General features: G+C 58.2%; 18 protein-coding genes. 10 read left to right on the forward strand and 8 right to left on the reverse strand.

Annotated features, from left to right (window positions below; genetic code table 11):
- The first annotated feature begins 79 nt into the window (after positions 1-79).
- The 3 genes from guaA (at position 80) to WKI41_RS10785 (ending at position 3217) form a co-directional block, all read left to right on the forward strand.
- Entirely contained in the window at positions 80-1657 is a 1578-nt protein-coding gene (guaA, locus tag WKI41_RS10775) for a glutamine-hydrolyzing GMP synthase (protein ID WP_340193474.1), read from the forward strand.
- Positions 1658-1898: 241 nt separating this feature from the next.
- Complete coding sequence (locus WKI41_RS10780; protein WP_340193475.1) at positions 1899-2726, forward strand: DUF1206 domain-containing protein; 828 nt, start codon at positions 1899-1901, stop codon at positions 2724-2726.
- A 56-nt stretch (positions 2727-2782) separates the two neighbouring features.
- The gene (locus WKI41_RS10785; protein WP_340193476.1) at positions 2783-3217 is read left to right on the forward strand and encodes a pyridoxamine 5'-phosphate oxidase family protein; all 435 of its coding nucleotides are present in this window, start codon (positions 2783-2785) and stop codon (positions 3215-3217) included.
- A 112-nt stretch (positions 3218-3329) separates the two neighbouring features.
- Here WKI41_RS10785 and WKI41_RS10790 read toward each other — a convergent pair whose 3' ends face one another.
- On the reverse strand, positions 3330-4106 hold the full coding sequence (locus WKI41_RS10790; protein ID WP_340193477.1) for an IclR family transcriptional regulator: 777 nt from the start codon (positions 4104-4106) through the stop codon (positions 3330-3332).
- Between the two features lie 88 nt (positions 4107-4194).
- Here WKI41_RS10790 and WKI41_RS10795 point away from each other — a divergent pair, with 88 nt between their 5' ends.
- Genes WKI41_RS10795 through attM form a run of 3 tightly spaced genes read left to right on the forward strand, consistent with a single transcriptional unit; the run spans position 4195 to position 7667 of the window.
- On the forward strand, positions 4195-5649 hold the full coding sequence (locus WKI41_RS10795; protein WP_340193478.1) for an NAD-dependent succinate-semialdehyde dehydrogenase: 1455 nt from the start codon (positions 4195-4197) through the stop codon (positions 5647-5649).
- 20 nt (positions 5650-5669) lie between these two features.
- Positions 5670-6830: an iron-containing alcohol dehydrogenase gene (locus WKI41_RS10800; RefSeq protein WP_340193479.1), complete on the forward strand. Its 1161-nt coding sequence runs from the start codon at positions 5670-5672 to the stop codon at positions 6828-6830.
- Positions 6831-6875: 45 nt separating this feature from the next.
- Positions 6876-7667 (forward strand): AttM family quorum-quenching N-acyl homoserine lactonase, encoded by a 792-nt coding sequence (gene attM / locus WKI41_RS10805; RefSeq protein WP_340193480.1) that lies wholly within the window; start codon positions 6876-6878, stop codon positions 7665-7667.
- Between the two features lie 138 nt (positions 7668-7805).
- On the opposite strand, the gene WKI41_RS10810 is transcribed toward attM, so the two are convergent.
- Positions 7806-7973 carry a hypothetical protein gene (locus WKI41_RS10810; protein WP_340193482.1) on the reverse strand — a complete coding sequence of 56 codons (168 nt, stop codon included), beginning with the start codon at positions 7971-7973 and terminating at the stop codon, positions 7806-7808.
- 192 nt (positions 7974-8165) lie between these two features.
- On the opposite strand from WKI41_RS10810, the gene WKI41_RS10815 reads away from it, so the two are divergent.
- The 4 genes from WKI41_RS10815 (at position 8166) to WKI41_RS10830 (ending at position 12490) form a co-directional block, all read left to right on the forward strand.
- A complete protein-coding gene (locus WKI41_RS10815; protein WP_340193483.1) occupies positions 8166-8516 on the forward strand; it encodes an ArsC family reductase in 351 nt (116 codons plus the stop codon).
- Positions 8517-8519: 3 nt separating this feature from the next.
- Positions 8520-8996: a Cys-tRNA(Pro) deacylase gene (gene ybaK / locus WKI41_RS10820; RefSeq protein WP_340193485.1), complete on the forward strand. Its 477-nt coding sequence runs from the start codon at positions 8520-8522 to the stop codon at positions 8994-8996.
- Positions 8997-9080: 84 nt separating this feature from the next.
- On the forward strand, positions 9081-10319 hold the full coding sequence (locus tag WKI41_RS10825) for an aminopeptidase (RefSeq protein ID WP_340193486.1): 1239 nt from the start codon (positions 9081-9083) through the stop codon (positions 10317-10319).
- Positions 10320-10603: 284 nt separating this feature from the next.
- Entirely contained in the window at positions 10604-12490 is a 1887-nt protein-coding gene (locus WKI41_RS10830; protein WP_340193487.1) for an MFS transporter, read from the forward strand.
- A 71-nt stretch (positions 12491-12561) separates the two neighbouring features.
- On the opposite strand, the gene WKI41_RS10835 is transcribed toward WKI41_RS10830, so the two are convergent.
- The 6 genes from WKI41_RS10835 to WKI41_RS10860 form a co-directional block, all read right to left on the reverse strand.
- Positions 12562-13971 (reverse strand): mannitol dehydrogenase family protein, encoded by a 1410-nt coding sequence (locus tag WKI41_RS10835; RefSeq protein ID WP_425341019.1) that lies wholly within the window; start codon positions 13969-13971, stop codon positions 12562-12564.
- Positions 13971-15167 (reverse strand): mannonate dehydratase, encoded by a 1197-nt coding sequence (gene uxuA / locus WKI41_RS10840; protein WP_340193490.1) that lies wholly within the window; start codon positions 15165-15167, stop codon positions 13971-13973. Before uxuA ends, WKI41_RS10835 begins: the two co-directional genes overlap by 1 nt.
- Positions 15168-15185: 18 nt before the next feature.
- A complete protein-coding gene (locus WKI41_RS10845; RefSeq protein WP_340193491.1) occupies positions 15186-16235 on the reverse strand; it encodes an L-idonate 5-dehydrogenase in 1050 nt (349 codons plus the stop codon).
- Between the two features lie 72 nt (positions 16236-16307).
- Positions 16308-17714: a TRAP transporter large permease gene (locus WKI41_RS10850; RefSeq protein ID WP_340193492.1), complete on the reverse strand. Its 1407-nt coding sequence runs from the start codon at positions 17712-17714 to the stop codon at positions 16308-16310.
- A 1-nt stretch (position 17715) separates the two neighbouring features.
- Positions 17716-18291 (reverse strand): TRAP transporter small permease, encoded by a 576-nt coding sequence (locus WKI41_RS10855; RefSeq protein ID WP_340193493.1) that lies wholly within the window; start codon positions 18289-18291, stop codon positions 17716-17718.
- A 111-nt stretch (positions 18292-18402) separates the two neighbouring features.
- Complete coding sequence (locus WKI41_RS10860; protein WP_340193494.1) at positions 18403-19377, reverse strand: sialic acid TRAP transporter substrate-binding protein SiaP; 975 nt, start codon at positions 19375-19377, stop codon at positions 18403-18405.
- Positions 19378-19407: the final 30 nt, after the last annotated feature.

Here is a 19407-nt window from a genome sequence, read left to right on the forward strand (position 1 = left end):
TTGCGCGACAGCGCATTTTCTGGCTTTTCACGGTATCTGCCGGGTTGCCTTACGCTCGGCAATTCTTTAAAGGCTCGCCATGACCCAGATAGCCCATCCCGACAGCATCCTCATCATCGATTTCGGCAGCCAGGTGACGCAGCTGATTGCGCGCCGCATCCGCGAAGCCGGGGTCTATTGCGAAATCCATCCGTTCCAGAACGCCGCAGAGACGTTTGAGAAATTGCAGCCGAAGGGCGTCATTTTCTCCGGTGGCCCTGCGTCTGTTACGGCAGAGGGCAGCCCGCGCGCACCGCAGGCGGTGTTCGATGCAGGCATCCCGATCCTCGGCATCTGCTACGGCCAGCAGACGCTTTGCACCCAGCTTGGCGGCACGGTTGAAGGCGGCCATGCAGCGGAATTCGGCAGGGCCGATATCGAAATCAAGAAGGCAAGCCCCCTCTTTGACGGCTTCTGGGAACTGGGCGGCCGTTACCCTGTCTGGATGAGCCACGGCGATCGCGTCACGCAGCTGCCTGATGGCTTTGAGGTGGCCGCGACGTCCGAGAACGCGCCCTTTGCTATCGCAGTCAATGAAGAGCGCCGTTACTACACCACGATGTTCCATCCGGAAGTGGTGCACACGCCGGATGGCGCGAAGCTTCTTTCCAACTTCGTGCACAAGATCGTTGGTCTGAAATCCGACTGGACGATGGCAGCCTACCGCGCCGAAATGATCCGCAAGATCCGCGAGCAGGTTGGCGATGGCCGCGTGCTCTGCGCGCTTTCCGGCGGCGTTGATTCCTCCGTTGCGGCGATCCTCATCCATGAAGCGATCGGCGACCAGTTGACCTGCGTTTATGTCGACCATGGTCTGATGCGTCTTGCCGAAAGCGAGCAGGTCGTCGGCATGTTCCGCGACCATTACAATATCCCTCTGGTCCACGTGGATGCCTCCGACCTGTTCCTGACGGAACTGGCGGGCGTTTCCGATCCGGAAGTCAAGCGCAAGACCATCGGTCGCCTGTTCATCGAGACCTTCGAAGCCGAAGCTGCGAAGATCGCGGCCGACGGCAAGGGCGCGCCGGCATTTCTGGCACAGGGCACGCTTTATCCGGACGTCATCGAAAGCGTGTCCTTCTCGGGCGGTCCATCCGTCACGATCAAGAGCCACCACAATGTCGGCGGTCTTCCCGAGCGCATGAACATGAAGCTTGTCGAACCGCTTCGTGAACTCTTCAAGGACGAGGTCCGGGCCCTTGGCCGCGAACTCGGCCTGCCTGAAAGCTTCATTGGCCGCCATCCCTTCCCAGGTCCCGGCCTCGCTATCCGCTGCCCTGGCGTCGTCACCCGCGAGAAGCTCGACATTCTGCGCAAGGCGGATGCGATCTATCTCGACGAAATTCGCAAAGCCGGCCTCTACGACACCATATGGCAGGCGTTTGCGGTTCTGCTCCCGGTTCAGACCGTCGGCGTCATGGGCGATTACCGCACCTATGATTTCGTCTGCGCTCTACGCGCGGTCACGTCAGTGGACGGCATGACGGCAGATTTCTACCCCTACGACATGAACTTCCTTGGCCGTGCGGCGACCCGCATCATCAACGAGGTCAAGGGCATCAACCGCGTGGTCTACGACGTGACGTCGAAGCCACCCGGCACCATCGAATGGGAATGATTGAACGTCTGCCAGTTCGATGAACTGAAAAATGTAACCGCCGGTTTTCGCCTGAAGAAACCGGCGGTTTTTTGTGTGTGAGGCTACGTTTTGTTCCTCGAAGCGGGCGCCACCCCGGCCATGAACAAGCGAGTTTATGAAACAGTCGGCCAGCGCTTCGACATTTTTTCTCGTCCTCGGCTCAACCTTTCATCCGCACGGCGCGTTAGGGACCCATTGTTCCCAGCACCGCGGACCCAACATGCCTTCAGCCTTTCGATTCGATCTCCTCGCCAAAAGCGGTTATGCCGCACGCGGTATCGTTTTCATGCTCGTTGGCGGGCTGGCCCTCCTATCCGGCGTCGCGGGCGAGAAAACCGAAACCAAATCTGCGATTTCGACATTACTGAGCCAACCCTTCGGACGCATCTGGGTGGGCGCCATCGGCATAGGGCTCCTTGGCTTTGTCTGTTGGCGGTTGGCGCAAGCCATCGCCGATACGGATGATCACGGCACGAGTGCCAAAGGACTTGTCGTTCGAACGGCTCTTATCGGAAGTGCTATCACCTATCTCGGTCTTGCAGGTTTTGCGCTGGGCCATAGCGTTCTCGCCGGTGGTGGCAATGAAGGGTCGGGCGAGAAAGACCTTGCCCAATGGATCATGTCGCAGCCCTTCGGATCCTATCTTCTGATTGCAGTCGGAGCCGGTTTCGTCATCGGCGGCGGTGTTACCGCGGCGAAGGGACTGACGCGGAAATTTGAGCGCTATCTTCGCATCCCAGACAACAACGCGATCGCAACCTGGATCTGCGTCTACGGGCTCGTCGCTCGCGGACTGGTGTTTGCAATCATCGGCGTTCTGTTCATTACGGCTGGAATAAAGGTCGATCCGCAGGAAGCCGGCAGCATGGGTGATGCGATGCAATGGCTGAGGCAAATGCCGTTCGGCAGCGCGCTCTACATCTGCGTCGCCGCCGGACTGGCAGCCTTCGGCATCTACAATCTCATCGAAGCTCGATACCGCACAATCCCAAGCCCGTCCTTAAGCGCGGTCACGCGGTCCGTACAATCGGCTCTGCCGGGTCGGTGAAGAGAAACGTCCAACACTGTCCGATGATCTAACGTTTCGAAAAAAGGAAACCCTCCATGGCGAGCAAGACAATAGAAGACATTTCTTCGACGATGAAGAAGATCGATTTTTGCATGATGGCGACACACGGCTCTTCCGGCGCGATCACCAATCGCCCTATGAGCAACAATGGCGATGTCGAGTACGACGGCGATTCCTGGTTCTTCTCGCTGAAGGACACGCACAAGGTCTCCCATATCAACCGCAATCCCCAGGTGACGCTCTCCTTCACCGAGCCGCCGAGCCTGCTTGGCAAGCCTGGCATGTTCATCTCGATCGAAGGCGCGGCCGAACTCATCGAGGATAAAGCCGCTTTCGAAAGCCATTGGGTTTCAGATCTTGATCGTTGGTTCACCGAAGGCGTCGATACCCCCGGCTTGGTCCTGATAAAGGTGCGCGGCGTGCGGGTACAATATTGGGACGGTGAAGAGAACGGCTCCATCGAACTCTAAAGCGCCAGGCGTTTTCGCAGCGATTCCGATTTCGGGCAGACGCTGTAGATGAACGCATGTCGGCGGTGGATTGCGGCGCGGCACCAGCCAGCGGCCGCATGCGGGAGCTTCGTCAGGCTCCGCCAAGTCCCTCAGACATACCTCTCGCAATTGCTTGCAATTGCGCTCCGAGTTCCGCTGTCTTGTCATCACTTGCTTCGCTGCGCAAAAGGCTGATCGCAATCCCAGCAATCGCGGTGCCGGAGTGATCTCGAAGTGCAGCACCGATACAGATCATTCCTTCGCGGATCTGCCCGTCATCAATGGAGAAGCCGCGTGCTCGCGTGACTTCAAGCTCACCCTCAAGCTCCTCGAGGCTGCGCACGCTGCGCGTCGTCAGCGGCTTGGGAAAATCGGCGAGCAGATGATCGAGTTCGGCAGGTTTGAGGTCCGACAGCAGTATTTTGCCCGTTGCCGTAAAAGGCGCGGGCAGTCTCATACCGATGCGGAACGTCTGCCCCAACGGCTGATCTGAATTGCGACAGCCTACATAGACGACTTCTGCGCCTTCCCGAACCGTCAGCGTTACGGTGTAGGGATCGAGTTTGCGGTCCCGCGCAAGCACTTCCTGGAAAGTGGTGACGATGTCGAGCTGAGACAAAAAGGCGTTTGCCCATCGCAGCGGATGAGGTCCGATCCGCAACGCGCCGTCCGGCGTCTTCGCCACCAGATCTAGCTCAGCCATCACTGCCAGTAATCCATGCGCCGTACTCTTCGGAAGGCTGAGGGCGCGTGCGATTTCGGCGGCGGTCAGATTTTTGCCGGAGGCAAGAATATCCAGAATGCCGACCGCTCGACGCAGGGCGGGTACGGTTTGAGCGGACGATGTGTCGGGCTCGTCATTTTGCATGTCGTCTCCTTGACAGTATCGGCAACAGCCATCATAGTTCAATATATGGATCGCAGTTCAATTAGATGAACTATTTGGAGATCACTCTGTGCTCACGCTGAGAAATCCTCGCCTTCTAACCGATGCCTGTCTGATCAACGGAAAGTGGATTCAATCGGATAGTTCCGAAACGATCAAGGTCGAAAATCCAGCGACGGGCGAGGTCATTGCTCACGTCCCATCCCTTACGCCAACTCAGGTGGAGCATGCGGTTGAGGCTGCGGAGAAAGCCTTTGTCGTCTGGCGAAGCCGGTCTGCGAAGGAGCGCGCTTCGCTACTGCGGCGCTGGTTCGACCTTATGGTGGCACATGCCGACGACCTTGCCGCCCTGATGACGGCAGAACAGGGAAAGCCGCTTGCTGAAGCGAAGGGTGAAGCGCTCTATGCCGCGTCCTTTGTGGAGTGGTTCGCCGAGGAAGCGAAGCGCGTCTATGGTGAGACTATCCCCGCACCAACGACCGACAAACGCATCACCATCCTCAAGCAGCCAATCGGTGTCTGCGCAGCCATCACGCCGTGGAATTTTCCAGCGGCGATGATCACTCGCAAGGCGGCGCCGGCACTTGCCGCAGGCTGCACGATGATCGTCAAACCTGCCGAGCAAACGCCGCTGACGGCACTGGCCCTCGGTGTGCTCGCCGAGGAAGCCGGAATTCCAGCGGGCGTGCTGCAAGTCGTGACAGGCAAGGCGCGGGAGATCGGCAAGGTGTTCACCGATAGCGACGCAGTGCGCAAGATTTCCTTCACCGGATCAACCGAAGTTGGACGCGTGCTGATGGCTCAGTCGGCACCGACGATCAAGAAACTCTCTCTCGAACTTGGCGGCAACGCGCCCTTCATCGTCTTCGACGATGCCAATATCGATGCGGCTGTCGAAGGCGCGATCGCGTCGAAGTATCGCAATGCCGGACAGACATGCGTGTGCAGCAATCGCATCTATGTGCAGGGCGGAATTTTCGACGTCTTTGCGGAAAAACTGGCAGCGAAGGTGAAGGCGATGAAGGTCGGAGCCGGCACAGAGGAAGGCGTCACCATCGGCCCACTGATCGATGAAGACGCCGTCAAGAAGGTCGAGGAACACGTCGCGGACGCTCTGGCGAAAGGCGCGACCTTGGTTACCGGCGGCGGACGACATGCCCTTGGCGGCACCTTCTTCGAACCCACCGTCATTGCCGGCGCAAATCAGACCATGAAAGTTGCCCGCGAGGAAACCTTCGGACCCGTTGCACCCCTCTTTCGTTTCGAAACGGAAGAAGAGGTGGTCGCCATGGCCAACGACACCGAGTTTGGCCTGGCGGCCTATTTCTACACCGAGAACGTCAGCCGCACATGGCGCGTCGCGGAAGCTTTGGAATACGGCATGGTCGGACACAACACCGGCATGATCTCCAATGAAGTTGCCCCCTTCGGTGGCGTCAAGCAGTCCGGCCTTGGCCGCGAGGGCTCGCATTTCGGCATCGATGAATATCTTGAAATCAAATATCTCTGCTCGGCTATCAGCTGAGACGTGATCGGGAGGACACTATGACGATCAATCCGTTCGAGTTTCGAACCGTTCCCGCCATACAGGTTGCCTGGGGCGGAGCTGCAAAGCTTGGTGAGATTCTGGCTGGCCGGTTCTCTCAGCGCAAGGCACTTCTGATCACCGACAGCGGTCTGGTGAAGGCAGGGCTTATTGAACCGATTTCCGAAACGCTGTCTTCCAGCGGCTTCTCCGTCGAGATCTTCGACAAGGTTGTTGCCGATCCGCCGGAACATGTGGTCGCCGAATGCGTCTCTTCCGCCAAAGCCTTCGGCGCAGATATCGTTATCGGCCTGGGCGGTGGATCGTCGCTCGACATCGCAAAGCTTGTAGCCGTGCTTCTCGTTTCCGATCAGTCGCTTGCCGATATGTACGGGATCGGCAACGTCAAGGGATCGCGCGCACCGTTGATGCTGGTACCGACGACTGCCGGAACGGGCTCCGAAGTCACCAATATCTCGATCATCACCACCGGCGAGACCACCAAGATGGGCGTCGTCTCGCCCCAGCTTTACGCGGACTTCGTCCTCCTCGACGCCGAGTTGACCGTCGGCTTGCCGCAGGTCCACACTGCAGCCACCGGCATCGATGCAATGGTTCATGCGATCGAAGCCTATACCAGCAAGCACAAGAAGAACCCGCTCTCAGACTGCCTGGCGCGCGAAGCCTTGCGTCTTCTCGGTGACAATCTGGTCGCAGCCTGCAAGGATGGTTCCAATCGGCAGGCGCGCGAGGCGATGCTGCTGGGGGCAACGCTTGCCGGCCAGGCCTTCGCCAACTCACCGGTCGCGGCCGTGCATGCTCTGGCCTACCCGCTTGGCGGCCACTACCACATTCCCCACGGCCTCTCCAACGCTCTGATGCTCGGCCCCATCCTTCGGTTCAACGCGGTTGCAGCCGCGCCCCTTTATGCCGAGCTCGCTGAGGTCTTGAAGGTGCCGGGCGAAGGTGACGCCACGACGCGCTCCGCAGCCTTCGTGCAGCACATGGAGAAGCTGATGGATGAGAGCGGTGCGCCACGCCGTCTGAGAGATGTCGGCGTAACCGACAATAGCCTCGCAATGCTGGCGTCAGACGCGATGAAGCAGACGCGTCTGCTCGTCAACAACCCCGTCGAGGTGCGCGAGGAGGATGCACTGGCGCTTTATCGGGAAGCATTCTGATCACCTAACCCATTCAGGAAATCTATTCTCAGGGAGGAAATTGTCATGACTGATATCAGGCTCTACATGCTTCAATCCGGGACCTTGAAGTGCAAGGTTCACAACATCAAGATGAACCAGGGCGACGGCGCGGACTACGAAATTCCCGTCCCCTTCTTCCTGATCACGCATCCTGATGGGCATACCGTCATCGATGGCGGTAACGCGATCGAAGTGGCCACCGACCCCCGCGGCCATTGGGGCGGCGTGTGCGATGTCTACTGGCCGGTACTGGATAAGGATCAAGGCTGCGTCGACCAGATCAAGGCGCTCGGTTTTGACCCTGCCGATGTCAAATACGTCGTCCAGTCCCACCTGCATCTCGATCATACAGGCGCCATCGGTCGTTTTCCGAATGCGACCCATATCGTGCAACGCCGGGAATATGAGTACGCCTTCACGCCGGATTGGTTCGCGGCAGGCGGTTACATCCGCAAGGATTTCGACAAGCCGGGCCTGAAATGGCAGTTCCTCAACGGTGCCGATGACGATCTCTATGACATCTATGGCGACGGAACGCTGACGACTATCTTCACCCCGGGGCACGCGCCGGGCCACCAGTCCTTCCTGGTCCGCGTACCGGATAGCAAGCCGTTGCTGCTGACGATCGACGCCGCGTACACGCTGGATCACTGGGAAGAAAAGGCACTGCCAGGCTTTCTCGCCTCCACGGTCGATACGGTGCGCTCCGTCCAAAAGCTCAGAACCATCGCAGACAAGGCAGATGCGATCGTGGTGACAGGGCATGACCCCGATGCTTGGTCGACCTTCAAGAAGGCTCCCGAATATTACGGCTAACCGTTTCATCGGCAGCGCTAACCAGTCTCCACCGCAACGATCAAATATGGAAAAGCCGGGCACTGCATCAAGCAGCGCCCGGCTTTATTCGAAATTGAACTTCACAGTGCGCAGGCCAGTGAGGCGCGCGACCGGATGTTACAGCTGAACCTTATCGAAAGCCTTGGGATCGATGCCCAGCGCATCAAGGTCGGAGCCGGCAGGCTTGCGGTGCGCGCGTACGGCAGCAGAAACCGAAACAGCGGCGCCGAAAACGGCAATGGTTTCACTGAAAAACTTACGCGATGTCTTTGCAACCGAACGCATTTCTTTCTCCTTTTGGGTTGACCTGAATATGGGCAAAACCACCCAAGTCTACAACTCATGATATAGCGCAGGAGCCATGCGGCGGAGCTCGAACTCCTTTGGATGACTGCCAAGACAAATTTGCATGGGTCCTAGCGCTTTGACGGGATCCAAGATTTTGTTAATCCATACTCAGCACGGGAGACTGCGAGCATGGCAACGGTGATTTACGGGATCAAGAACTGCGACACGATGAAGAAGGCGCGCGGTTGGCTGGACGCGAATGGCATCGAGGCGGTCTTTCATGATTACAAGACGCAAGGCATCGATCTCGACCATCTGAAAGGCTGGTGTGAGGCTGCTGGATGGGAAACCGTCCTGAACCGCGCAGGCACGACGTTCAAAAAGCTGGATGACGCAAAGAAGACCGATCTCACTCAAGAGAAGGCGATCGGGCTGATGTTCGAGCAGCCATCGATGATCAAGCGCCCGGTGTTGGAAACCGAAGGCAAAATAACCGTCGGCTTCAAGCCTGAGACTTACGCTTCGGTTTTCGGCAGATAGGCCATGTCCAAGACAACTCGCGCGACGCAGATGCTGACCAAGGCTGGCGTAACCTTCACCACCGTTTCCTATGAGTATGATCCGAATGCCGAGCGCATCGGTCTCCAGGCAGCCGAGTCCATCGGCGAACCACCGCATCTGGTACTGAAAACGCTGATGGCCGAGGTAGACGGCAAGGCCGTCTGCGTTGCCGTCCCATCCGATCGCGAAGTCAGCATGAAGAAGCTTGCCGCAGCCTTTGGCGGCAAGTCCGCGCATATGATGAAGCCGGCAGATGCCGAGCGAGCCACCGGCTTCCATGTGGGCGGCATCAGCCCATTCGGACAGAAGAAGCAGGTGCCGACCGCCATTGAGGTCCAATCGATGGACCACGCTTACGTCTATATGAATGGCGGGCAACGGGGGCTGCAGGTGCGCCTTTCACCCAAAGATGCGCTCGCTGCGTTGAAGGCCACGGCGGCGCCGCTCGTCGCCGATTGAGCAATCCCACTGGGAAGGTGGTTGGCTTTCCCGACGGATGGTCTATTGTCCAAGCCCGTTCAAGCAGACATGTGAAGGCAGATCATGAGCGTTTCTCCTATCGATCCCGTCAAACTCGAAAAGCTGGCCGAAGTCGCCATCAAGGTTGGACTTCAGCTCCAAAAGGATCAGGATCTGGTGATCACCGCACCGCTGGCGGCCCTTCCGCTGGTGCGCCAGTTGACCAAGCACGCCTATATGGCAGGCAGCGGTCTCGTCACCACCTTCTATTCCGATGAGGAAACGACGCTCGCCCGCTATCGTCATGCAAGCGATGCCAATTTTGACAGGGCGTCCAGCTGGCTCTATGAAGGCATGGCGAAGGCCTACGCAAATGGTGCGGCAAGACTGGCGATTTCCGGCGACAACCCCATGCTTCTCTCCGAGCAGGATCCGGCCAAGGTCGCGCGCGCCAACAAGGCCAACTCCACGGCTTATAAGCCAGCGCTTGAGAAGATCTCCAATTTCGACATCAACTGGAACATCATCTCCTATCCCAACTCTTCCTGGGCCAAGCAGGTCTTTCCAGACGTCAGCGAAGACGAAGCAGTTCGTAAGCTGGCCGATGCGATCTTTGCAGCATCGCGTGTCGATGTTGCCGATCCGGTGGCAGCTTGGGTCGAGCACAATGCCAATCTTGCCAAGCGGTCGAAGTGGCTGAACGGCGAGCGGTTCGCCTCGCTGCACTTCACCGGTCCCGGCACCGATGTCACGATCGGTCTCGCAGACAGCCATGAATGGCATGGCGGTGCCTCGATGGCGAAGAACGGCGTTACCTGTAACCCGAATATCCCGACCGAGGAAGTTTTCACCACCCCGCATGCGCTGCGTGTGGACGGTTATGTCTCAAGCACCAAGCCACTTTCCCATCAGGGCACGCTGATCGACAATATCCAGGTCAAGTTCGAGGCTGGCCGCATCGTCGAGGCCAAGGCTTCCAAGGGTGAATCCGTGCTGAACAAGGTGCTCGATACCGACGAGGGCGCACGCCGTCTCGGCGAAGTGGCGCTTGTGCCGCATTCCTCGCCGATTTCAGCGAGCGGCATTCTCTTCTACAACACGCTGTTCGACGAAAACGCCTCCTGCCATATCGCACTGGGCCAGTGCTATTCCAAGTGCTTCATCGATGGCGCGTCGCTGAGCCAGGATCAAATCAAGGCTCAAGGCGGCAATTCCAGCCTCATCCACATCGACTGGATGATTGGCTCCGACAAAGTCGATATCGACGGCATCAAGCCGGACGGCTCCGTCGTGCCCGTCATGCGCAAGGGGGAATGGGCTTAAAATCCGCCCGGGCTTCTTAGCGATGAGAAGCCCGGCACACTGTCCCGGTCGGAGCATTTATCGGCGGTGATCTTTCAACGATCGCCACCCCGTGCCGATCAGCCACCGCGACCATTCCAGAAGAGCTAGCGCCTATTAGACTAAAGTCATAAGCCAAAAGCATCGCTCTTCCTTTCGTTAAAATTCTGTCACCTTGCAGTCAGGTGCATCGTGCCTGGAAGGGCCAGTTCGAGGGGAGTCGAGCTGTTGCGATGCGTCTTCTTGATTTCAGTGGAGGACAGCCAATGGCAAATATAGCAGCGACGGGTGTGGAAAAAGCCCGCCCCATGACGGGGGAGGAGAAGAAGGTCATTTTCGCCTCTTCTCTCGGTACGGTCTTCGAGTGGTACGACTTCTATCTCTATGGTTCTCTCGCCATCTATATCGGCGCGAACTTCTTCAGCCAGTATCCAGAGACGACGCGCAATATCTTCGCGCTACTGGCCTTTGCCGCTGGCTTCCTCGTCCGCCCCTTCGGCGCTCTGGTGTTTGGTCGTCTCGGTGACATCGTCGGGCGTAAATACACCTTCCTCATCACCATTCTGATCATGGGCTTCTCGACCTTCGTGGTCGGTATCCTGCCCGGCGCGGCACAGATCGGCATTGCCGCTCCCATCATCCTCATCATCCTGCGCATGCTTCAGGGCCTGGCACTCGGCGGTGAATATGGTGGTGCGGCAACCTATGTGGCCGAACATGCGCCAAACGGCCGTCGCGGCTATTACACCTCCTGGATCCAGACCACGGCAACGCTCGGTCTCTTCCTCTCTCTGGTCGTCATTCTTGGCGTTCAGTTCAGCGTCGGCAAGGAAGCCTTCGCAGCTTGGGGCTGGCGCATTCCCTTCCTTCTGTCTGTCTTCCTGCTCGGCGTGTCGGTCTGGATTCGCGTGAAGATGAATGAATCGCCTGCCTTCAAGAAGATGAAGGAAGAGGGCAAGACCTCCAAGGCGCCGCTCAGCGAAGCCTTTGGTCAATGGAAAAACGCCAAGATTGCGGTCATTGCACTTCTCGGCGCTGTCGTTGGTCAGGCGGTGGTCTGGTATACGGGCCAGTTCTACGCCCTTTTCTTCCTCCAGAGCATTCTGAAGGTGGATGGACAGTCGGCAAACATCATGGTCGCCTGCGCCCTGCTGATCGGCACCGGTTTCTTCGTTCTTTTTGGTTGGCTCTCCGACAGGATCGGACGCAAGCCGATCATCATGGCCGGCCTCGTTTTGGCGATGCTGACCTACTTCCCGCTGTTTAAAGCGCTGACCTGGGCGGGTAACCCGGCTCTTGCCGAAGCTCAGTCTACAGTGCGTGCGACAGTGACCGCCGCTCCTGGCGACTGCAAGTTCCAGTTCAACCCAACGGGCACGGCAAAGTTCACGACATCCTGCGATATCGCAACCTCGTTCCTTACCCGTAACTCCGTTCCCTACGATGTGGTGGAAGGTCCCGCCGGACAGCCTGCCACTGTGAAGATCGGCGACGCTACCATTACCGGCTACGACGCAGCCTCCGCCGGTGCCGATGCGGCGGCAAAGGATCGCGCTTTCCAGAAGCAGATCAACATTGCCCTGCATGACAGTGGATATCCGCTGGTTCGCGGTGCCGCTCAGGTTCCGGAAGCCAAGCTCGATGCCTTCGTTGCGGCCAACCCGGAACTCGCGCTCAACGCCGATGCAGTGCGCGCTACACCTGCCAAGACCGTGCCGGTCGACAAGCTCGTTGCCGACAAGCTGCTAACCCCAGCCGAAGCCAACGGTGCGACGGAGATGGCCGTCTACACGGTTCCTGCAGCTGGCGCCTTCTCCATGGTTGCGGATCCCGCAGCCGTGAATTGGGTGGTGATCATCGCGGTCCTGACCGTCCTCGTCATCTATGTGACGATGGTCTATGGCCCGATCGCGGCACTACTGGTCGAGCTTTTCCCGACCCGCATCCGCTACTCCGGCATGTCCCTGCCGTATCACATCGGTAACGGCTGGTTCGGTGGTCTTCTCCCGGCAACGGCGTTCGCAATGAGTGCTGCCAAGGGCGATATCTACTACGGTCTCTGGTACCCGATCGTCTTTGCTGGCATCACGCTGGTGATCGGCCTGCTCTTCCTGCCGGAAACGAAGGACCGCGACATCCACAAGATGGATTGAGCAATAGCTATAATCTAAAGAAAACCCGGCGAGACAATCGCCGGGTTTTTTGTTTCTGACGTTTCAAGACTTTAGGCGTTCAGGCTCTGCAGTGCCGCATTGACGCGATCGCGCCAGGCTCTGTTCTGAACCAGCGCTGGTGGGAACAGCCCGTCGACGGCAAAGAATGAGGCCGAGGGGTCGCTTGGATCGATGTTGGAAGCAGCAGCGAGAATTTCCCCCCGACGCGGGTCGTCAAGATTTCCACGCTTGTGGATCGACGCAATCCAAAGTGCGATCAGATAAGCAAACTCTGCTGCATCCCGACCAGCTTCCAGCGTCTCCACCGTTGCCGCCAAAGCGCGCTGCGGCAGCTTCTGGCTGGTATCCATTGCAATCTGGATGTTCTTGTGCGCAATTGTCGGATTGGCAAAACGCTCGATGAGTTCATCCATATAGGCCGGAAGATCGATGCCCGGCACAGGATCGAGCGTCTTGACCGCCGCCTGCATGTGCCGCCTGACCTTCTCGACAAATTCCGGCACCGCCATGACATCGCGCACGAATTCCAGATCGTTGAGAATACCGAGATGGGCAATCATCGTGTGCGGGCCATTGAGCAGCCTCAGCTTCATCTTCTCATAGGGTTCGACGGCGTTCGCGAAGACAGCCCCACCTGCCTCCCAGGCGGGACGACCTGTGACGAAATTTTCTTCGATGACCCACTGCATGAAGGGTTCGGTCTCGATCGAGAGCTTGTCTTCAACACCGAGTAGAGCTTGTGCACGCGCGCGGCTTTCCGCTGTCGCCGCAGGGACGATGCGATCGACCATGCTGCAGGGGAATGCGCCGTTTTCGGCGATCCATCGTGCCAGCTCGGGATCGCGACGCTCCGCCATGTCGAGCACGAGGCGACGAACCACATGGCCGTTGGAGGGCAGGTTGTCACAGCAGAGCACCGTGTAAGGAGCGATCCCCTTCTCGCGGCGCCTGGCAAGACCTTCGACAAGGAAACCGATGGCACCGATAGGCGCGTGAGGATTGGCGAGATCGGCTGCAATCGAGGGATGCTTGAGATCCAGACCCCCGGTCACAGGATCAAGGCCATAAGCCTTCTCGCTGACGGTGAGCGTGACGATCTTGATGGTCTCGTTGGCGAGATAGTCGAGCACGTCCGTGCCACGCTCGGCCGCGCAAAGCCAGTCTACCGTCGCGCCGATGACCTCTGCGGTGTCGCCCTCTGCGTTGCGAACGATGATCGAGTAGAGACCATCTTGTTCCGCCAGCGCTTCCACCGGATCGGGTGACCGCAGGTTGACCGCGACAATGCCCCAGGCCCCAAACTTTTCGGCCAAAGCGCGCTGCGTATAGACGGCCTGATGGGCGCGGTGGAAGGCGCCAAGCCCCATATGCATGATGCCGGGCTGCAAATTCGTCCGGTCATAGGTGGGCTGTGCAACCATGTCAGGCAATATGGTGGAAGAAGACAATCTGCTCATAATCAAATAATTCCGTGAGTGGGATGTGAAAGAGTACGTTCGATGCCGCGAAGCTCTGCCAGCCCTTTGAGGCGACCGATAGCCGGGTAACCGGGCTGTGCGCCACGCGCCACATCGTCGAGGATTTCCTGGCCGTGATCCGGTCGCATGGGAATTTGATGATCGGAAAGACCGGCATCCAGGCGGCGCTTCTCTTCTGCAAGAAGAGCAGCAATCACGGCAACCATATCCGTGCCGCCTTCCAGATGCTCGTCCTCAAAGAAGGAGCACGGCACGGTATCGGTGTCGCGGGTGACGTTGCGCAGGTGAACGAAGTGGATGCGATCGGCAAAGCGTTTGGCGATGAAAGGCAGATCGTTATCCTGCCGCGCGCCGAGCGAGCCGGTGCAAAGCGTCACGCCATTGGCTCGGCTATCGACCGCCTTCAGCATATGGGCGTAATCCTCTTCCGTCGAGAGAATGCGCGGCAGACCAAGCAGTGGCCAGGGTGGATCGTCGCCGTGGGCGCAGAGATTGATGCCGACCTCTTCGGCGACCGGCACGACCTCGGAGAGAAAATCGACAAGGTTCTGCTGAAGTCTCGCGCGGTCGGTGCCGTGATAGCTGCGCAACTTTTCCAGAAGTTGATCGAGCGTATAGCCGTCAGCGGAGCCGGGAAGCCCTGCGCCGATATTTCTACCAAGTGCGGCAATCTTCGCGTCCGGCATATCACCAAATCGGCGCGCCGCCTCTTCCACCAGCCAATCCGGATAGTCGGCAACTGCGTTCGGGCGCTTGAGAATATGGATATCGAAGGCGGTAAAATCAGTCAGATCGAAGCGCATTGCCTTAGCACCGTGCCGGGTCTCCCATCTGAGATCCGTTCGCGTCCAGTCCAACACCGGCATGAAGTTGTAGCACACGGTGCGGATGCCGCTGGCAGACAGGCGGCGAAGCGTTTCCTGCCAATTGACGATATGCTGCTTCCAGTCGCCCGTCTGGGTCTTGATATCTTCCGACATCCAGACACTCTCCACCACATCCCAGTAAAGCCCGCCCGTCCTGATTTCCGCATGACGTTTTTCGATCTCTTCGACGGGCCAGACATCGCCGGTTGGAACATGATGCAAAGCGCTGACGATGCCGACGGCACCGGCCTGTGCTGCATCCTGAACCGTTACCCTGTCCACTGGTCCGAACCAGCGCCATGTATGTCTCATGATCTTATCCTCTGAATTTCAGTTCTGATCGCTGAAGGTGATCTGCACCTTGCAGGCCACTTGGCGGTCACCAGCCTGTTCGAAGGCTTCGACCGCCTGCTCGAGCGGAAAATGATGCGAAATGATGGGGCGCACGTCGATGGCGCGCGACGAGATCAGGAAGACGGCTTCACCAAACTCTGCGTCAAAGCGTTGCGACCCTCGCCAGACGATTTCCTTGCCCACCAGCAGATTGAGGGGAACTGTGATGTCGCCCGTGACCCCGACCTGCACGAGCGTACCGCGTGGCTTGATGGCGCTGAAGGCGGACCGAAGCGCAGGTGCGGCGGCCGAGCAATCGAACACGACATCAAAGCTGCCCTTGTTCTCCTGATAAGGCGCAAGCGCCTGCGGATTGGTGGCGACGTTGATGGTTCCCGTCGCGCCCATAGCCGGTGCCCGGGCAATTGCTGCGTCAGTCAGGTCTGTGACGATAATCTCTTCCGCACCGGCTTGCCTTGCGGCGGCAACCGTCAAGAGCCCGATCGGCCCTGCTCCGGTGACGAGCACGCTCTTGCCCGAAAGATCGCCAGCTTGTGCCACGGCGTGCAGGCAAACGGCAAGCGGTTCGGCGCAAGCTGCTTCATGTGCGCTCACGCCTTCGGCAAAGGCAAAACATTGTTTGGCGGGCACGACCAGATGATCTCGAAACATGCCTTGTTCATGCGGCAGACGCATGGCGCTTCCCATAAAGCGCATGTCGAGGCAGTGGATGGGCTGCCGGTTGAGGCAGTATTTGCAGGCGCCACAAGGTTGTGATGGATTGACCGCAACCAGCGCGCCAATCGCAAGATCGCTGACACCAGCGCCAAGTCTTTCGACATAGCCCGATGCTTCATGGCCGGAAATGATCGGCTCGCGCACCTGCACCGGCCCGAACCCACCATCCTGGTAGTAGTGGAGATCCGATCCGCAGATGCCACCAGAGGCCATGCGAAGAAGGACTTCGCCTTCCGCTGGCTCCGAATAATCCTGCGTTTCGACCTTAAGGTCTCTTTTGCCATAAAGACGCGCCACGCGTGTCAGCATTTCCAGTCGACTTTCTTTGTGGTGTTAGACGAGGCCCGCGCGACAAATGCCGCGCGAGCCGAAGAGGTGTACCTATCGGATCAGTCCCATTTCCTGCGGCAGCCACAAAGTGATTGCCGGAATGAAGGTGATCAGGATCAGTGCGACGAAGAGCGGCACCAGCCATGGGAGGATGGCCATCGTCGTTCGCTCCACCGAAAGCTTGGCCACACGTGAGAGAACAAAAAGCACCATGCCAAGCGGCGGATGCAGCAGGCCGATCATCAGGTTCAGCGTCATGATGATACCGAAATGCACCGGATCGATGTGGAACTGCAAGACAAGCGGCAACAGGATCGGCACCAGAATGGTGATGGCGGCAATCGTGTCGAGGAAGCAGCCGACAAACAGCATCAGCAGGTTTACCAGCACGAGGAAGATCCACTTGCTGTCCGTTAGCGTCAGGATGGCTGACGACAGCAATTGGGCCGCTTGGCTGACAGTCAGCAGCCACGCAAAGACCGATGCGGCGGCCACGATGAACAGAACCGATGCCGTGGTCTCGATCGTATCGAAGGTTGCCTTGGCCAGCGTCTTGAGCGTCATCGTGCGATAACGAACAAGACCGAGGAAGAGCGACCAGAGAACCGCTGCAACCGCAGCTTCCGTGGGCGTAAACCAGCCCATCGTCATGCCACCGATAAGGATAACCGGTGTCATCAGCGCCATGACGGCGGAGAAGTCGAAATACCAGTCGCAGAAAATCAGCACAACGAGGGCGATGAGAATGGCGAGGTTCAGCGACAGGCCAAACATCGTCATCACATAGATGCTGACCGGAACCAGCATGACGACGAAGACTTCGAAGGACGCCCCGAAGATGGTGCGCAGGCTGAAGGGCGTGTCCGATCCCCACTGCTTGATATAGGCAAAGACGGCAACCGTGATCATCATCAACAGTGTCATGACGACGCCAGGAACGATGCCTGCCATGAACAGCGCCCCGATGGAGACGTTAGCCATCATGCCGTAGATGACGAACGGTAGAGACGGTGGGAAGATCGGACCGAGGGTGGCCGAAGCGGCGGTGACGCCGACAGCAGCTTCCACCGGATAGCCATGATCCTTCATCGCCTTGATCTCGATCGTGCCGATCCCCGCAGCATCTGCCAGTGCCGTGCCGGACATGCCGGAAAAGATCACCGAGCCGATGATGTTGACCTGGGCAAGACCACCCTTCATCCAGCCGACAAGTGCGACAGCGAAGGAGTAAATACGGCCCGTCACACCGGCCGAGTTCATCAGGTTTCCGGCCAGGATGAAGAAGGGAACCGCAAGAAGCGGAAAGCTTTCCACGCCGGCGATCATGCGTTGTGCCGCAATAATGTCCGGCGCGACATTGTAGGAGACGATGTAGAGCAGTGACGAGACTGCCATGGAGATGGCAACCGGTAGGCCGACGACCATCAAAACGAGGAAAGAACCGATCAGCAGTAGCATCTCAAATCTCCTCACTCGTCTGGAATTCTTCCGGCCGTTCCAGAACGGAGTAGCCGCGACGCTGGTTGGCAACGAAGACCTGGACCGAGCGCAGGAACATCAGCACGAAGGCGCCGAAGACGGTGTAGAAAACGATGTTGCGTGGCAGCGCCACAGTGACCATTTCCTCGTCCGCGACGATCTCCAGATAACGCCACATCAGCCATGAACCATAGGCGAAGAAACCGATGCGGATGATATCGACGAGAATCGCCATGACGCGTGTCAGGTCCGGTGGCAGGTAGTGGTAGAGAACATCCACTTGAATATGACGCGACATCCGCACGCACATGACCGAGCCCAGGAAGACAACGCCGATCAGGCAGTTGACCGCGATTTCCTCGGTCCAGGCATAGCTGTCATTCAGCACGTAGCGGGTGAAAAACTGGAGAAACACGCATCCCGTCATCATCCAGAAGAGGGCAAGCGTCAGCCAGTCTTCGAAAGCATAGACGGAAAGATCGGTATCGGGCGGTGCCTCGTCAAAGGTGTGGGCAAGCTCCTCAGGCGTGACCTGAGTATGAATTTCCTGCGTCATTGAACTGTTCCGGTTGGAGCATCGGCGCAAGCAGCAGAGTGAAAAAGCGCTCGTCTGCCGGTGCTGAAAACGAGAAGGGTGGCGCGGAGCAAGCCCCGCGCCATGCGCGATTTACTGTATGGCGCGGATCGCTTCCCAATCGGCCTTGTTGTATCCGAAGTCTTCGAACTTCACCTTGTCGAGCACATTCTTTTCAAAATCGGCCTTGTCGACCTCCGTCACCGTCAGGCCACGCTTCTTGAAGTCGTCCACAAGTGCCACTTCACGCTCCTCGATGATCTTCGTCGTCTTGGTGGCAGCCTCCTGCATCACGTCGACGAAGATTTTCTTGTCTTGATCAGACAGGCTTGCCCAGCGCGACTTGGAGATGACCGTGTTGAGGTGGTCAACGATGTGGCCGGTCAGAACGATGTTCTTCTGCACTTCGAAAAACTTCTTCGCCTCGATGGTCGTCAACGGGTTTTCCTGCGCATCGACGGTGCCGTTTTGCAGCGCGAGGTAGACTTCGGCAAAAGCAATCGGCGTGGTGTTGGCGCCGCAAGCACGCGGCATGGCGAGATAGGCGGGTACGTCCGGCACACGCATCTTCACGCCATTCAAGTCGCTGCACTTCTCGATCGGCTTGTTGGATGTCGTGTGACGCGTTCCGTAATAGCTGACCGCCGCGATAACGTTGCCGGTCTTGTCCTCATAGCCTTTGGCCAGTCGCTTGAAGACGTCGCTCTTGGTGTAGGCAATCAGGTGTTCTGGATTGCGGAAGATGTAAGGAAAGTAGGTCACGCCGATCGGCTTGGAATCGCGCGCTGCGAAGCTCGAACCGGAAATGATGATATCGACCGTGCCGAGTTTCAGGCCTTGGTTGATGTCGGCTTCCTTGCCGAGCTGAGAAGCAGGGAATACGTCGATCTTGTAGCGACCTTCGGTGCGCTTCTCGATCTCCTTTGCGGCCCAGACCGACTCGGTGTGGAAAGGTTCTGTCGTCTCGTAAACGTGAGCCCATTTCAATACGGTCTGCGCTTGGGCAGACAGCGCAGAAGCCATGATGATGGCAGTGGCACCAAGCAAGGTTTTCAATCTGAACGTCATTTCTTTCTCCTCCCGAAATCGTGTCAGATG

This window comes from Agrobacterium larrymoorei (assembly GCF_037722385.1).
In the GTDB taxonomy this organism is placed as follows: Bacteria; Pseudomonadota; Alphaproteobacteria; order Rhizobiales; family Rhizobiaceae; genus Agrobacterium; species Agrobacterium larrymoorei_C.

Bases quoted from the DNA above. Each gene is read 5' to 3' on its own strand.
- WKI41_RS10850 (WP_340193492.1), bottom strand. From the start codon at position 17,714: ATGCTACTGCTGATCGGTTCTTTCCTCGTTTTGATGGTCGTCGGCCTA.
- WKI41_RS10790 (WP_340193477.1), bottom strand. From the start codon at position 4,106: ATGCAAAATGACGAGCCCGACACATCGTCCGCTCAAACCGTACCCGCC.
- WKI41_RS10855 (WP_340193493.1), bottom strand. From the start codon at position 18,291: ATGACGCAGGAAATTCATACTCAGGTCACGCCTGAGGAGCTTGCCCAC.
- WKI41_RS10800 (WP_340193479.1), top strand. From the start codon at position 5,670: ATGACGATCAATCCGTTCGAGTTTCGAACCGTTCCCGCCATACAGGTT.
- WKI41_RS10785 (WP_340193476.1), top strand. From the start codon at position 2,783: ATGGCGAGCAAGACAATAGAAGACATTTCTTCGACGATGAAGAAGATC.
- WKI41_RS10830 (WP_340193487.1), top strand. From the start codon at position 10,604: ATGGCAAATATAGCAGCGACGGGTGTGGAAAAAGCCCGCCCCATGACG.
- WKI41_RS10810 (WP_340193482.1), bottom strand. From the start codon at position 7,973: ATGCGTTCGGTTGCAAAGACATCGCGTAAGTTTTTCAGTGAAACCATT.
- WKI41_RS10845 (WP_340193491.1), bottom strand. From the start codon at position 16,235: ATGCTGACACGCGTGGCGCGTCTTTATGGCAAAAGAGACCTTAAGGTC.
- WKI41_RS10860 (WP_340193494.1), bottom strand. From the start codon at position 19,377: ATGACGTTCAGATTGAAAACCTTGCTTGGTGCCACTGCCATCATCATG.
- WKI41_RS10815 (WP_340193483.1), top strand. From the start codon at position 8,166: ATGGCAACGGTGATTTACGGGATCAAGAACTGCGACACGATGAAGAAG.
- WKI41_RS10825 (WP_340193486.1), top strand. From the start codon at position 9,081: ATGAGCGTTTCTCCTATCGATCCCGTCAAACTCGAAAAGCTGGCCGAA.
- WKI41_RS10780 (WP_340193475.1), top strand. From the start codon at position 1,899: ATGCCTTCAGCCTTTCGATTCGATCTCCTCGCCAAAAGCGGTTATGCC.
- guaA (WP_340193474.1), top strand. From the start codon at position 80: ATGACCCAGATAGCCCATCCCGACAGCATCCTCATCATCGATTTCGGC.
- attM (WP_340193480.1), top strand. From the start codon at position 6,876: ATGACTGATATCAGGCTCTACATGCTTCAATCCGGGACCTTGAAGTGC.
- uxuA (WP_340193490.1), bottom strand. From the start codon at position 15,167: ATGAGACATACATGGCGCTGGTTCGGACCAGTGGACAGGGTAACGGTT.
- ybaK (WP_340193485.1), top strand. From the start codon at position 8,520: ATGTCCAAGACAACTCGCGCGACGCAGATGCTGACCAAGGCTGGCGTA.